Genomic DNA, 14,038 nt, shown 5'->3' with positions numbered 1-14,038 from the left:
CATTGACCTTGCACGCACCCATCGGCCACACCCTGGAGGACGACATGGCCCGAGTAGCCATCCTCGGCGGCAACCGCATCCCGTTCGCCCGCTCGAACGGCCCCTACGCCGCGGCGTCGAACCAGGACATGTTCACCGCGACCCTGGACGGCCTGGTCAGCCGGTTCGGCCTGCGGGGCGAACGGCTCGGCGAGGTCGTCGCGGGCGCGGTGCTCAAGCACAGCCGGGACTTCAACCTGGTCCGCGAGGCCGTGCTGGGCAGCAGGCTGTCCGCCGAGACGCCCGCCTACGACCTCCAGCAGGCGTGCGGCACCGGCTTGCAGGCCGTGATCGCGGTGGCGAACAAGATCGCGCTCGGGCAGATCGAGGTCGGCGTGGCCGGCGGCGTGGACACCACCAGCGACGCGCCGATCGGCGTGAACGAGGACCTGCGCGGCGTCCTGCTGGAGTTCAACCGGGCGCGCGGCGCGGGCGCGAAGCTCAAGGCGGCGCTGAAGCTGCGGCCCCGGCACGTCGTGCCGGACGTGCCGCGCAACGGCGAGCCGCGCACCGGGCTGTCCATGGGCGAGCACGCGGCGATCACCGCCCGCGAGTGGGGCATCACGCGCGAGGACCAGGACGAGCTGGCCGCCGCCAGCCACCGCAACCTCGCCGCCGCGTACGACCGGGGGTTCTTCGACGACCTGGTCACGCCGCACCTCGGGCTGACCAGGGACCAGAACCTGCGGCCGGACTCGTCGGTGGAGAAGCTGGCGAGGCTCGAGCCGGTGTTCGGCCGCGGCGACGGCGCGACCATGACGGCGGGCAACTCCACGCCGCTCAGCGACGGCGCGTCGACCGTGCTGCTGGCGTCGGAACAGTGGGCGGCGTCGCGGAACCTGCCGGTGCTGGCCTACCTGACGTTCACCGAGACGGCGGCGGTCGACTACGTGCACGGCGGCGAGGGACTGCTGATGGCGCCCGCCTACGCGGTGCCTCGGATGCTGGCCCGGGCCGGGCTGACGCTGGCGGACTTCGACTTCTACGAGATCCACGAGGCGTTCGCGTCCCAGGTGCTGGCGACGTTGAAGGCGTGGGAGGACGCGGACTTCGCGAAGGGCAGGCTCGGGCTGGACGCGCCGCTCGGCCCGATCGACCGGGCGAAGCTCAACGTCAACGGCTCGTCGCTGGCCGCCGGGCACCCGTTCGCCGCGACCGGCGCGCGGATCGTGGCCACGCTGGCGAAGCTCCTGGCGGAGCGCGGCTCGGGTCGCGGACTGATCTCGATCTGTGCGGCGGGTGGTCAGGGCGTTACGGCGATCGTGGAGCGTTGACGCCTCCGTTAGGCCGAACGGGTGTTATTGGTAACACAACGCGTTCTCATTCCGTTTCCAATGCATGAACCACTCACGGCTCTTCGCCGCAGTCGTGCTGGTGGCGGCGGCTTGTGCTGCCTGCGGGGAGGCTCCCCGCGAAGCCACCACCGTGCGCATCGGGGTGACCGCGTCGGCCAACGAGCCCCGGGTCGAACTCACCAGGACCGTCGTCGAGCGGCTGTCGGAGGCCGTCGACCAGGGCGCGACCAGGGTCGTCGTGTACCGGCAGGGCGAGGACTCGGGCAGCGCCTACTCGGACGAGGACTTCACCGTCCGGGACGGCAACGACGTCGAGAGCGACTCGGCGCTGCGCGAGCTCGGCTTCGAGCAGAACCTGGCCCGGCTCACCGGTCAGCTCAGCGGGCTCGGCGGCAGCAGCGGCGACCTCGACCCGCTGTCGGTGCTGGCGGACATGGCCTCGACGGCGGGGCCGGCGGTGCTCGTGCTGCAGAGCAGCGGGTTGCAGACCACCGAGCCGCTCGACCTGACCCGGCTCGGGCTGGACTTCGACGTGGCCGCCGTGGTGGCGTCGGTGCCGGACGACACCCTGCCCGAGCTGACCGGCAAGGACGTGATCTTCTCCGGGCTCGGCCAGGTGGCCGGCGACCAGCCGCAGCTGCCGCCCGCCGCGCGGGAGTCGCTGGTCGGGGTGTGGCTCGGGATCTGCGCGAAGTTCGGCGCGAAGAGCTGCACGCACGACACCGAGCCGGTGCCCGGCGGCGCGTCGATCGGCCGGGCCGACGTGCCGGTCGTGGACGTGGGCCAGGTCGTGCACCAGGACGGGCTGGTGCACCTGCCGAGCGCCGTGCTGTTCAAGGCCTGGAGCGACGAGCTCGCGCCGGGGGCGCGGGAGGTGCTGGCCGAGGTGGCGAAGAAGTTCGACGGCCGCACCACCGCGCGGGTCATCGCCCGCACGGCCAGCACGGTGTCGGCCGAGGCGGCGGCCGACCTGACCCGGCGGCGCGGCCAGCGGGTGGTGTCGACGCTGGTGGAGCTCGGCGTGAGCCGGGCGGCGTTCACCGAGGTGTTCGGTGCGGGCTTCACCTCGCCGCTGGCCGTCGACCTCGACGACGCGGGCGACCTGATCCCCGACGCCGCCGCCCGCAACCGCTCCGTCGTGGTCGAGCTGGCCGACCCCAAGTCGAGCAGCTGACCCTCCAGACCGCGCGTGTCCTACGTTCAGGACACGCGTGTCCTGCGTTCGGAACACCCGAGTTGAACGCTCAGCACACCGCGGGGCGTCAGTCGAGGAGGGTCCACGCGGCCGTGCAGCGGACCGTGACCACGATCCGCTGCGCCTCCAGGTTGAGCTGGTCCATCTGCGGCGGCACGCCCGGCGCGCCGCCGAACCCGGCCGCCATCATCCGGTTCGACTCGGCGGCCCACGCCTCGGCGTCACCGTCGGTCAGCCGGTGCAGCGGACCCAGCCGCGCGCCGAGGGCCTCCGCATAGCCCTCGGCCCGCCGCCGCGCGTCGCGCACGGCCTCTCCCTGCGCCTCCCGGACGGCCTCCACGTCGTCCTTGAGCTGCCACGTCGGCCCGTTCAGCCACGTCGGCTCGGCGGTCACGAGCGCGCCCAGCAGCCCGTCGAGCCCGGTGACGTCGTCGACCCGCACCACGTAGTTCTGCATGGCGCGGCTGCCCGAGCGACGCCTGCCGTCCCAGTTGTCGTGCACGTTGAGCTGCCGCGACCGCACCTCGACGCCCGGCCGGCCGAGCGCCGGCTCCACCTCGGCGATCCGCGCGGTCAGCAGCCGCACCGCCTCGTCGCGCGTCGAACCCAGCGTCTCGAAGCTCACCTGCACCTCGGCGCGGTCGGCGGTCCGCTCGACCTTGCCGACGCCCTTCGTCACCACCTCAGCCATGGCACGACGCTACCGGCGATGTCACTCGATAGCGCTATATAGCTTCAACACTAGATTGACGAATACCGGTCGACACGGCGTGAGTATTGGATCGGCTCTAGACACCTCGATACCGTCCGAGGATGGACCCGGTGCGCAACCCGTTCGCCCCCGGAGCCGGCCAGCGGCCGCCCGAGCTGGCGGGGCGCGACAAGGAGCTGGGCGCGTTCGAGGTCGTGCTGGAACGGGTCGCGCGCGGCCGGCCGGAACGCAGCCTCGTGCTCACCGGCCTGCGCGGCGTGGGCAAGACCGTGCTGCTGGGCGAGCTGCGGTCGATGGCGCTCAAGCGCGGCTGGGGCGCGGGGAAGGTCGAGGCGCGGCCCGAGGCCGGGTTGCGCCGCCCCCTGTCGGCCGCGTTGCACCGGGCGATCCGCGACCTGGCCGTGCGGCACCGCGCGCCGGACCGGGTGGAGTCCGTGCTCGGCGTGCTGAAGGCGTTCGCGCTGCGGTCCAACCCCGAGGACGCGAAGCTGCGCGACCGGTGGCAGCCGGGCATCGACGTGCCCGCGGCGGTGGGCCGGGCGGACTCCGGCGACATCGAGATCGACCTGGTGGAGCTGTTCACCGAGGTCGCGGAGCTGGCGCAGGACGTCGGCACGGGTGTCGCGCTGCTGATCGACGAGATGCAGGACGTGCCGGCGGACGACGTCTCGGCGTTGTGCGCGGCGTGCCACGAGCTGTCGCAGTCGGGCGCGCCGCTGGTCGTGGTCGGCGCCGGGCTGCCGCACCTGCCCGCCGTGCTGTCGGCGTCGAAGTCGTACTCGGAGCGGTTGTTCCGGTACGTGCGGATCGACCGGTTGAGCCGGGAGGACGCCGACCGCGCCGTGCTCGCGCCGGTGGACCGCGAGGGTGCGGGCATCGAGCCCGAGGCGTTGGCCGCGCTGTTCGACGCCTCCGGCGGCTACCCGTACTTCATCCAGGCCTACGGCAAGGCGGCGTGGGACGCGGCGCCGGCCGACCCGATCACCGCGGTGGACGTGGCGGTGGCCGCGCCGGAGGCGGACGCCGAGCTGGCGGTGGGGTTCTTCGGGTCGCGCTACGAGCGGGCGACGCCGGCGGAGCGGGAGTACCTGCGGGCGATGGCGGAGCTGACCGACGGCAAGGACGCGGGCGTGAGCACCGCGCAGGTGGCCGACCTCCTGGGGCGCAAGCCGTCGTCGTTGTCGCCCGCCCGGGACAGCCTGATCAAGAAGGGGCTCGTGTACTCGGCCGAGCGCGGGCAGATCGCGTTCACCGTGCCCCACTTCGGCCGGTTCCTGCTCGGCCGCGAGGACTGACGAGTGCGCTGACCTGCGGTCGGGTGTTCTCTGCGGTTGCATTGGGTGATCTGGCGCGCACGCTAGAGAGTTGACTGGCACGCATCCGGCCCCGCAGGGGTACGGCAGGCGAATCATCGGGGGCTATGCGGTAGTCACCGACGATTCGCCGGTATGTGCGGCACCTCACCGGATAATCGGGTGCATCTGCCCGTGCGAGGGTGCATACTTGAGGCACACACCGAAGAGAACCTTTGAGAGGGATGAACCCCCGATGAACTTCACTGCGAAGCTCCGCGCTCGTCGTGTCGAGGCTCGCAACCGCAAGGCTGTCGCCCGTGCGATCGACATGGCGCCCACCCCCGCCATGCGCCACGAGCTGATGGCGATCGCCCAGGCTCAGGGGACGACCCTCCGCTGAGGGGGGACCTTCCTCCGGCGCGCGTGACGACCACCCGATCGACACCGGGTGCGCCGCCCCGTCGTCCGCGCACCGGCGAAGGAGAACGACGAAGCCCTGCCGCACCTCCCGCGCGGCAGGGCTTCGTCACGTCACAATGTGACCTCTGTCACACCCTATAGGGGATGTAACGGACCACGATCGTGTATCGATGTTCCAGGTGACCCCGCGATGCTGTCGGACCCCCGACCTGGCAGCACCGCGGGGTTTCCCATGTCCGGCTACTTGGTCGTGGCCGAGCCGTTCCAGGTGTCGTCCGGCGTCCTGCGGGCGCGCCTGATCATCACTATGTCCCCCTGCGTGTTCATGTCTGTCCCCCAATGGACCACTCCATGGTGCCATCGGGGTACGACAGTGTCATGAGTGTTTGCTGAGAGCATGGGTCGATGACGCACCCGCTCCTGGTCGTGGACGCGGCCAACGTCGTCGGCTCCGTCCCGGACGGCTGGTGGCGTGACCGCGCCAGCGCCGCCGCCCGCCTGCGCGACGACCTCGTCGCCGTGGCCGAGCACGGCCTGCCGGACCTGCCCGGCCCGCTGGACGTGGTCCTCGTGGTCGAGGGCAGGGCGCGGCACGTCGAGTCCGTGCCCGGTGTCCGCGTCGTCTCCGCCGCCGGTTCGGGCGACGACGCGATCGTGGACGTGGTCCGCGACAACCCGCCGCAGCGCCCGTGCACGGTGGTCACCGCCGACCGCGCCCTGCGCCACCGCGTCGCGGACCTGGGCGCCGCCGTGCTCGGCCCCCGCGCGGTCCGCCGCCCCGGCTAGCGATCCCGCCCTGATCGTCCACGATGTGGACACCGAAAAGGGTCGGTGTCCGAGTCGTGTTGGATCGGGACGTGACGACCGCACAACGACGCCGTGCCCGTGTCCGCGCCCCCGAACTGGTGGGCCGCGGTTGGCTCAACACGGGTGGGCGGGACATCCGGCTGGCCGACCTGCGCGGCAAGGTGGTGCTGCTCGACTTCTGGTCGTTCTGCTGCATCAACTGCCTGCACGTGCTCGACGAGCTGCGCCCGCTCGAAGCCGAGTTCGCCGACGTCCTGGTCACCGTCGGCGTGCACTCGCCCAAGTTCGTCCACGAGGCGGAGCCCGCGGCGCTGGAGGCGGCGGTCGAGCGGTACGAGGTGGAGCACCCCGTGCTGGACGACCCCGAGCTGACGACGTGGCAGAACTACGCGGTGAAGGCGTGGCCCACGCTGGTGCTGGTGGACCCCGAGGGGTACGTCGTGCACGTCGCCTCCGGCGAGGGCCACCTGGACGCGCTGCGCCAGATCGTGTCCGAGGTCGTCGCCGAGCACGACGCCAAGGGCACCCTGCACCGGGGCGACGGCCCCTACGTCGCCCCGCCGCCCCGCGAGACCGAGCTGCGCTTCCCCGCGAAAGCGGTCCTGACCGGCCACAACACCCTGCTGGTCAGCGACTCGGCGCACCACGGCCTGGTCGAGCTGGAAACCGACGGCGAGACCGTGATCCGCCGCATCGGCACCGGTCAGCGCGGACGCCGCGACGGCCTCGAACCCACCTTCTCCGAACCGGCGGGCATCGCGCTCCTGCCCGCCGACGTCGCCGCCGAGGTCGGCTACCACGCGGTCGTCGCCGACACGGTCAACCACCTGCTGCGCGGCCTCGACCTCGTCACCGGCGAGGTCACCACGGTCGCGGGCACCGGCGAGCAGTGGCGCGACGGCGCCACCGACGGCCCGGCCGACGCGATCGACCTCACCAGCCCGTGGGACGTCGCCTGGTGGGAGCCCGCGGGCGGGGTGGTCGTCGCCATGGCCGGCAACCACACGCTCGGCCTGTTCAAGCCGCGCGAGCGCCGCGTCGAGCGCCTCGCCGGCACCACCGTCGAAGGGCTGCACGACGGCCCGGCGGCGGAGGCGTTCTTCGCCCAGACCTCGGGCCTGGCCGCCGACGGCGACCGGCTCTGGCTGGTCGACTCGGAGACCTCCGCGCTGCGCTGGCTCGACGCCGACCGCACCGTGCACACCGCCATCGGCAAGGGCCTGTTCGACTTCGGCCACCGCGACGGGCAGGCCGACCAGGCGCTGTTGCAGCACCCGCTCGGCGTCACCGCCCTGCCCGGCGGCCAGGTCGCGATCGCCGACACCTACAACGGCGCCATCCGCCGCTACGACCCGGCGACCGGCGAGGTCTCCACCCTGGCCACGGACGTCGCCGAGCCGTCCGACGCGGTCCTGGTCGACGGCGAGCTGGTCGTCGTCGCCTCCGCCGCCCACCGCCTGGAACGCCCGGTCGCGCCCGGCGCGAAGCTGGTCAGCGGGCAGGCGCACCAGGTGCGCCGGCCGCCGTCGGTGATCGCGTCCGGCGAGGTCGAGGTCGTGGTCGTGTTCACCCCGCCGACCGGCCAGAAGCTGGACGACCGGTTCGGCCCGTCCACCCGCCTGGAGATCACCAGCTCGCCCCCCGGGCTGCTGGTCGAAGGCGCGGGCGTCGGCACGGACCTGGTCCGCGTGCTGCGCGTCGCGGAAGGGTTCGCCGAAGGCGTCCTGCACGTCGTCGCGCAGGCCGCGAGCTGCACGGACGACCCGGCCGTCGAGCACCCGGCGTGCACGCTGGCCCGCCAGGACTGGGGCGTCCCGATCCGCGTGGTAAAGGACGGGCCCCGGCGGCTACCCCTGATGATGGGTGGCCTCGACGAAGGCATCTAGACTCTGCTGGTGCCCGATGTCAAGCTCGAGATCCAGATGCTGCACGACCGCGTGATGGTGCGGATCTCGCCGGAGGACGGCGAACGCCGCAGCAGCGGCGGCATCGTGATCCCGGCGACCGCCCAGATGGCGAAGCGCCTGGCCTGGGGAGACGTGCTCGGGGTCGGCACGAACGTGCGGCACGTCAAGGTCGGCGACCGGGTGCTGTTCAACCCGGAGGACCAGTTCGAGGTCGAGGTGCAGGGCGGCACCTACCTCGTCATGCGGGAACGGGACGTGCACGCGACCGCGACCGAGCGGACGGACCACGGGACCGGGCTTTACCTGTGACCAGTGCGGTGAGACCTGTGAGCCACCCGAAACGTGATCGACGCGTGACGGCGCTCGGGTAAGCAGTCCCAGGACCTTGCGAGTGGCAAGAGGGGGAGCGGTGCCGGAGAACCAGCGACCGGAGTACGACGCTGAGCGGACCAAGGCCATGGAGCCGGTCCGCCCGTCGGGCACCGCCTCGGAGCGGACCACGAAGCTCACCGGGGGCGCGCCCGCGGAGGCCGCGTGGCCGCAGGAGGAGCCGGACGCGGAGCCGGACCACTCGGCCACCGTCCGCAACGTGACGCCGCCGTCGAACGGCCGCGACAACGCGGCGGGCCCGTCCGGCGTCTCACCCGACGTGACGCAGCAGCACCCGGCGCGCAACGCGCCGCACACCCCGCCGAGGGGCGTGGACGCCACCCGGGCCATCACGCCGCCCGGCGACCCGACGCGCGCCCTCACCCCGCCGGGCTCCGCCGAGCGGACCCAGATGATCACCACGCCGCCCGGCGGTTTCGGCAGGCCGGCCCCGTCGCCCTCGCCGTCGGAGGCCACCACGGTGTTCTCCGCGCCGGTGACACCGCCCGAGCCGGAGCCCGCCGAGGCCACCGTCTACGGCCCCGTGATGGTGGACGGCGACCCCGAGGCCGACGAGGCCGACGCCCGCCGCAAGCGCTTGCGCAAGGGTGGTCTGATCGCCGCCGCCGTGCTGGGCGTGCTGGTCGTCCTCTACGGCCTGGACCTGGTCGTCTCGGGCGGCAACGTGCCGCGCGGCGTGACCGTGGCCGGTGTCGACGTCGGCGGCCTGAGCCACCCCGAGGCGGAGCAGAAGCTGCGCGACGAGCTCGGCCCCCGCCTGGCCGCTCCGGTGAAGGCCCGCGCGGGCGACGTCGAGACCGCCGTCGACCCCAAGGCCGCCGGCCTGGAGCTGGACTGGACCGCCACGCTGGACCGGGCGGGCAGCCAGCCGCTGTCCCCGATCACCCGCGTCACCTCGTTCTTCACCTCCCGCGAGGTCGGCTTCGACACGCGCAGCGACGCGGGCAAGCTGTCGGCCGCGCTGGAGGCGCTGCGCGCCGAGACCGACCACGAGCCCGCCGAGGGCGCCATCCGCTTCGAGGGCGCCACCCCGGTCGCGGTCGACCCGAAGCAGGGCCAGAAGCTGGACGTGGCCGGCGCGTCGGAGAAGCTGCTCGCGGGCTGGGCCGACGGCGGCACGGTCGAGCTGCCCGTGGCCACCACCCCGGTCAAGACCACCAAGGAAGGCGTGGCGAAGGCGCTGGCCGAGGTCGCCAAGCCCGCCACCGCCCTGCCGCTGATCATCCAGGGCGAGGGCAAGGACGCGACGCTCACGCCCGAGCAGCTGGCCACCGTGCTGGTGTTCGAGCCCGCCGACGACGGCGGCCTGACCGCGAAGGTCGACCCGGCCAAGGTCGTCGAGCACGCCGGGCCGCAGCTGAAGGAGACGGAGAAGGAGGGCAAGGACGCCCAGATCGTGTTCGAGGGCGGCCGGCCCGTGGTGAAGGAGTCGGTCGACGGCCTCGGCGTCGACTGGGAGAAGACCCTGGCCACGGCCCTCGACGTGCTCAAGCGCGACAACGAGCGGGCGATCAAGGCCGAGTACAAGCACACGCCCGCGAAGGTGACCACCGAGCAGGCGAACAAGATGGGCATCAAGGAGATCATCGGCGAGTTCCAGACCGGTGGCTTCGTGGCCGCGTCCGGCACCAACATCCGCGTCGTGGCCGAGAAGGTCAACGGCGCGATCGTGAAGCCGGGCGAGACGTTCAGCCTCAACAGCTACACCGGTCCGCGCGGCACCGCGCAGGGCTACGTCGAGGCGGGCATCATCGAGAACGGCGTGCCCGGCAAGGCGGTCGGCGGCGGCATCTCGCAGTTCGCCACCACGCTCTACAACGCGGCCTACCACGCGGGCATGAAAGACGCGGGCCACAAGGAGCACAGCTACTGGATCTCGCGGTACCCGAAGGGGCGCGAGGCCACGGTGTTCATGGACGGCGCGGGCAACAGCCTGATCGACATCAAGTTCACCAACCCGGACGAGACCGGGGTGGCGATCCAGACGATCTGGACCCCGTCCACCATCAGGATCGTGCTGTGGGGCACCAAGAACTACGACGTGAGCGGGTCGACCAGCGCGGAGTTCAACCCGACCCAGCCGCAGGAGCGCAAGGTCGACAAGCCGGACTGCCAGCCGAGCGCCGGCGCGCCGGGCTTCTCCGTCACCGACACCCGCACCATCACCGACCGGCGCACCGGCCAGTCCCGCCAGGAGAGCCGGACCGTCCGGTACGACCCGCAGTTCAAGATCGTGTGCGAGCCGCCGCCCCCGGGCGGCTGAGCGAGGCTCGCGGTTCGCGGTAGCCACGACTGGGTATCACCCGATCGTGGCTACCACCGGGCAAGAGGTGCGAAGACATCCCGCCGTGCAGTTCCTGGGGCGCGCCGGGATGGTCTGTTACGGGCTCGTCCACGTCCTGCTGGCGGCGTTGACGGCGCAAGTGGTCCTGGGTGACACCGGGGAGAAGACGGACCAGAAGGGCGCGGTCTCCGCCCTGGCCCAGACGTCGCTGGGCCCGGTCCTGCTGTGGGTCCTGGCCATCGGCCTGTTCGCGTTCGCGGTGTGGCAGCTCAGCATGGCCGCCGGCGGGTACGGGTGGGTGACCAAGAAGCGCAAGCGCCTCTACCGGCGGTGCGGCTCGGTCGGCCGCGCGGTCACCGGCGCGGTCATCGGCATCGCCGCGATCAACTACGCGACCGGCACGTCGCAGAAGAGCGGCACCGAGCAGTCCCAGGCGTGGACCGCGCGCGTGCTCGCGCTGCCGTTCGGGCAGGTCCTGGTCGGTCTGGTGGCGGCGTTCGTCATCGGTCTCGGCGTGATGGTGGCGCGCAAGGGCGTCAAGAAGTCCTTCGAGGACGACCTGAACATGTCCGAGCTGCCCGCCGCCACCCGGTTGTGGGTCGAGCGGCTGGGCCGGATCGGCTGGATCGGCAAGGGCGCGTCGTACGTCCTGATCGGCATCCTGGTCGCGTTCGCCGCGATCAACGCCGACCCGTCGGAGTCCGGCGGGATGGACAAGGCGCTGCACACGCTCGCCGCGCAGCCGTACGGCGTCTTCGCGCTGGCGGTCATCGCGGTCGGGTTCCTGGGCTTCGGCGCCTACTGCTTCGCCGCCGCGAAGGCCCACAAGGGCTGATCGGCGCTCGCACGAACGGCTCAAGGGCGGCACCTCCGGTGTCGCCCTTGGCTCGTCCAGGCACTCCTGACGCGGGGACGCCCGCGCCGCGAGGGCCGAAGGCCGGTGACGCCGGAGCGGGATGCCTCACCGCCGGAGCGGTGCGGCCCCAACGGCAAAGCAGGGGTCCCCGCCAAGGGAACCCCTGCTTTCATTCTGCCCGAAGGGTCTGACGATTCCGGGTGGTCGACCGGGTCAGAACGACGCCTCGTCCACGTCCATCAGGGCGTTGTCGGTGGCCTCGGCGATCTTGCGGCGGGCGGTGAGCTCCGGCAGCACGGACTTGGCGAAGAACGACGCCACCGCGACCTTGCCCTCGTAGAACGCCTTGTCCTTGGCCGAGACCTGACCGTCCAGCTTGGTCAGCGCCACGTCGGCCTGGCGCAGCAGCAGCCAGCCGACGAGCACGTCGCCCGCGGTCATCAGCAGGCGGACGGTGTTCTGGCCGACCTTGTACAGGTTGCGGACGTCCTCCTGCGAGCTGGTCAGGAAGCCGACCAGCGCGCCGAGCATGCCCTGGAGGTCTTCGAGCGCCCGCTTGAGCAGCGCCCGCTCCTCCTTGAGCCGGCCGTTGCCGCCCTCGTTGTCCAGGAAGCCCTGGATCTCGCCGTTGAGGAAGCCCAGCGCCTGGCCCTTGTCGCGGATGATCTTGCGGAAGAAGAAGTCCAGCGACTGGATGGCGGTGGTGCCCTCGTACAGCGAGTCGATCTTCGAGTCCCGGATGTACTGCTCGATCGGGTACTCCTGCAGGAAGCCGGAGCCGCCGAGCGTCTGCAGCGACTGCGCCAGCTGCTCGTACGCGCGCTCGGAGCCGACGCCCTTGACGATCGGCAGCAGCAGGTCGTTGACCTTCTCCGCCAGCTCCTTGTCGGGGCCGCCCAGGGCGATCTTGTCCTGCTGCGTGGCGGTGTAGAGGTAGACCGCGCGCAGGCCCTCGGCGTACGCCTTCTGCAGCATCAGGCTGCGGCGCACGTCCGGGTGGTTGGTGATGGTGACGCGCGGCGCGGTCTTGTCCGTCATCCGGGTCAGGTCGGCGCTCTGCACCCGCTCCTTGGCGTAGGCCAGGGCGTTGAGGTAGCCGGTCGACAGGGTGCCGATGGCCTTCGTGCCCACCATCATCCGGGCGTACTCGATGACCTGGAACATCTGCGCGATGCCGTCGTGCACCTCGCCGAGCAGCCAGCCCTTGGCGGGGACGCCGTGCTGGCCGAACGTCAGCTCGCACGTGGTCGAGACCTTGAGGCCCATCTTGTGCTCGACGTTGGTGACGAAGGCGCCGTTGCGCTCACCGGTCGACTCGCCGGTCTCCGGGTCGAAGTGCCACTTCGGCACGAGGAACAGCGACAGGCCCTTGGTGCCGGGCTTCGCCTCGATGCCGGGGCCCTCGGGGCGGGCCAGCACCAGGTGCATGATGTTCTCGGTCATGTCCTGGTCGGCGGAGGTGATGAACCGCTTCACGCCGTCGATGTGCCAGGTGCCGTCGTCCTGGAGCGTGGCCTTCGTGCGGCCCGCGCCGACGTCGGAGCCGGCGTCCGGCTCGGTCAGCACCATGGTGGCGCCCCAGCCGCGCTCGATCATGATCTCGGCCCAGCGCTGCTGCTGCTCGGTGCCGTTCTTCCACACGACCGAGGCGAAGTTCGGGCCGGCCAGGTACATGTAGACGGCCGGGTTGGCGCCGAGGATCAGCTCGGAGGCCGCCCACTGGACCGACGGCGGGATGCCGAAGCCGCCCAGCTCGTTCGGCAGCGACAGGCGGTACCACTCGCCGTCCCAGACCGCCTGGTAGGACTTCTTGAACGACTCCGGCAGCGTGGCCGAGTGGGTCTTCGGGTCGAAGACCGGCGGGTTGCGGTCGGCGTCGGCGAAGGACTCCGCCAGCGGGCCGACCGCCAGGTTGTTGAGCTCGGCAAGCACGCCGCGCGCGGTGTCCTCGTCGGACTGCTCGAACGGCCCCGTGCCGAGGTGGTCCTGCACGTTGAAGACCTCGAACAGGTTGAACTCGAGGTCCCGGACGTTGCTCTTGTAGTGACCCATCTCGTCGCTCACTCCATGCTGGTCGGGGCGGTCCCCCTACTGACCGGTAACAACAGGGTATTACCTGTCAGTAACCCCGGCAAGGCCGACCATCGGGTTGTGGCGAATCAGACGCGCCTGAGCTGCGGTGTTCCGGACCGGTCCGGTCAACCCGGGCGGACGGCGCCACCGGAGAGCAGACCGGACTGGTAGGCGAGGGACACGGCGTGCGTCCGGTCGCGGGCGCGGAGCTTGCGCAGGATGTTCTTCACGTGCGTGCGCACGGTCTCCACCGAGACGTACAGCTCGTTCGCGACCGCCTGGTTCTCCATGCCGTCCGCGATCAGCTGCAGCACCTCGTACTCCCGGCGGGACAGCGTCCGGCGCGTGCCCGCCTCGGCGGTCGGGGTGAAACCGGCGGCCAGGGGCGCGAGCGTCGGGTCCAGGTAGGTGCGCTCGGCGTGCGTGCGGGCGATGGCCTGGAGCACGTCGTTCACGTCGCCCTCGCGCGGCACCAACCCGCGCACGCCCGCGGCCAGCGCCGAGCGCACGAACTTCGCCGTCCGGTGCGGCTCGCGGACCAGGGAGACCACGACCAGCGACGAGTCGTTGCCGGTCAGCAGGGTGGCCAGGTGGCCCTGCGGGTCGAGGACGGAGTCCACCACCAGCACGTCGGGGCGCAGCCGCTCGTGCAGCCGCACCGCCGTGTGCAGGTGCCCGGTGGCGCCCAGCCAGTGCATGGCGGGCGTGCGCCGGACCACGGCGGCCAGTCCTTCGCGGAACAGGGGCACCGGGTCCACGAGGGCG

General features: G+C 71.8%; 11 protein-coding genes. 8 read left to right on the top strand and 3 right to left on the bottom strand.

The window, feature by feature from the left end; genetic code table 11:
• The first annotated feature begins 44 nt into the window (after nt 1-44).
• Nucleotides 45-1,313, top strand: a complete 1,269-nt coding sequence (locus IOD16_RS36015) for an acetyl-CoA C-acetyltransferase (protein ID WP_201441712.1) — start codon at nt 45-47, stop codon at nt 1,311-1,313.
• 64 nt (nt 1,314-1,377) lie between these two features.
• On the top strand, nt 1,378-2,508 hold the full coding sequence (locus IOD16_RS36010) for an OmpA family protein (RefSeq protein ID WP_148088900.1): 1,131 nt from the start codon (nt 1,378-1,380) through the stop codon (nt 2,506-2,508).
• A gap of 88 nt (nt 2,509-2,596) precedes the next feature.
• Here IOD16_RS36010 and IOD16_RS36005 read toward each other — a convergent pair whose 3' ends face one another.
• Nucleotides 2,597-3,220 (bottom strand): SIMPL domain-containing protein, encoded by a 624-nt coding sequence (locus IOD16_RS36005; protein WP_201437943.1) that lies wholly within the window; start codon nt 3,218-3,220, stop codon nt 2,597-2,599.
• A 122-nt stretch (nt 3,221-3,342) separates the two neighbouring features.
• Between IOD16_RS36005 and IOD16_RS36000 the strand changes: the two genes are divergently transcribed.
• The 6 genes from IOD16_RS36000 to IOD16_RS35975 all read left to right on the top strand — a co-directional run bounded on the left by IOD16_RS36000 (nt 3,343) and on the right by IOD16_RS35975 (nt 11,179).
• On the top strand, nt 3,343-4,536 hold the full coding sequence (locus tag IOD16_RS36000; RefSeq protein ID WP_201437942.1) for an ATP-binding protein: 1,194 nt from the start codon (nt 3,343-3,345) through the stop codon (nt 4,534-4,536).
• 825 nt (nt 4,537-5,361) lie between these two features.
• Nucleotides 5,362-5,742, top strand: a complete 381-nt coding sequence (locus tag IOD16_RS35995) for an NTP pyrophosphohydrolase (RefSeq protein ID WP_201437941.1) — start codon at nt 5,362-5,364, stop codon at nt 5,740-5,742.
• A 23-nt stretch (nt 5,743-5,765) separates the two neighbouring features.
• On the top strand, nt 5,766-7,649 hold the full coding sequence (locus IOD16_RS35990; protein WP_201437940.1) for an NHL domain-containing thioredoxin family protein: 1,884 nt from the start codon (nt 5,766-5,768) through the stop codon (nt 7,647-7,649).
• A 36-nt stretch (nt 7,650-7,685) separates the two neighbouring features.
• Nucleotides 7,686-7,979, top strand: a complete 294-nt coding sequence (locus IOD16_RS35985; protein ID WP_053714672.1) for a GroES family chaperonin — start codon at nt 7,686-7,688, stop codon at nt 7,977-7,979.
• A 100-nt stretch (nt 7,980-8,079) separates the two neighbouring features.
• Nucleotides 8,080-10,323: a VanW family protein gene (locus IOD16_RS35980; RefSeq protein WP_236594583.1), complete on the top strand. Its 2,244-nt coding sequence runs from the start codon at nt 8,080-8,082 to the stop codon at nt 10,321-10,323.
• 46 nt (nt 10,324-10,369) lie between these two features.
• Nucleotides 10,370-11,179: a DUF1206 domain-containing protein gene (locus IOD16_RS35975; protein ID WP_236594582.1), complete on the top strand. Its 810-nt coding sequence runs from the start codon at nt 10,370-10,372 to the stop codon at nt 11,177-11,179.
• A 234-nt stretch (nt 11,180-11,413) separates the two neighbouring features.
• Here IOD16_RS35975 and IOD16_RS35970 read toward each other — a convergent pair whose 3' ends face one another.
• Complete coding sequence (locus IOD16_RS35970; protein WP_201437939.1) at nt 11,414-13,252, bottom strand: acyl-CoA dehydrogenase; 1,839 nt, start codon at nt 13,250-13,252, stop codon at nt 11,414-11,416.
• 146 nt (nt 13,253-13,398) lie between these two features.
• The gene (locus IOD16_RS35965) at nt 13,399-14,031 is read right to left on the bottom strand and encodes a response regulator transcription factor (protein ID WP_236594581.1); all 633 of its coding nucleotides are present in this window, start codon (nt 14,029-14,031) and stop codon (nt 13,399-13,401) included.
• Nucleotides 14,032-14,038: the final 7 nt, after the last annotated feature.

Source organism: Saccharothrix sp. 6-C (genome assembly GCF_016695385.1).
Lineage (GTDB): Bacteria > Actinomycetota > Actinomycetes > Mycobacteriales > Pseudonocardiaceae > Actinosynnema > Actinosynnema texasense.
The sequence above is the reverse complement of the archived record's forward strand: the minus strand, read 5'-3'. Positions and strand labels throughout refer to the sequence as shown.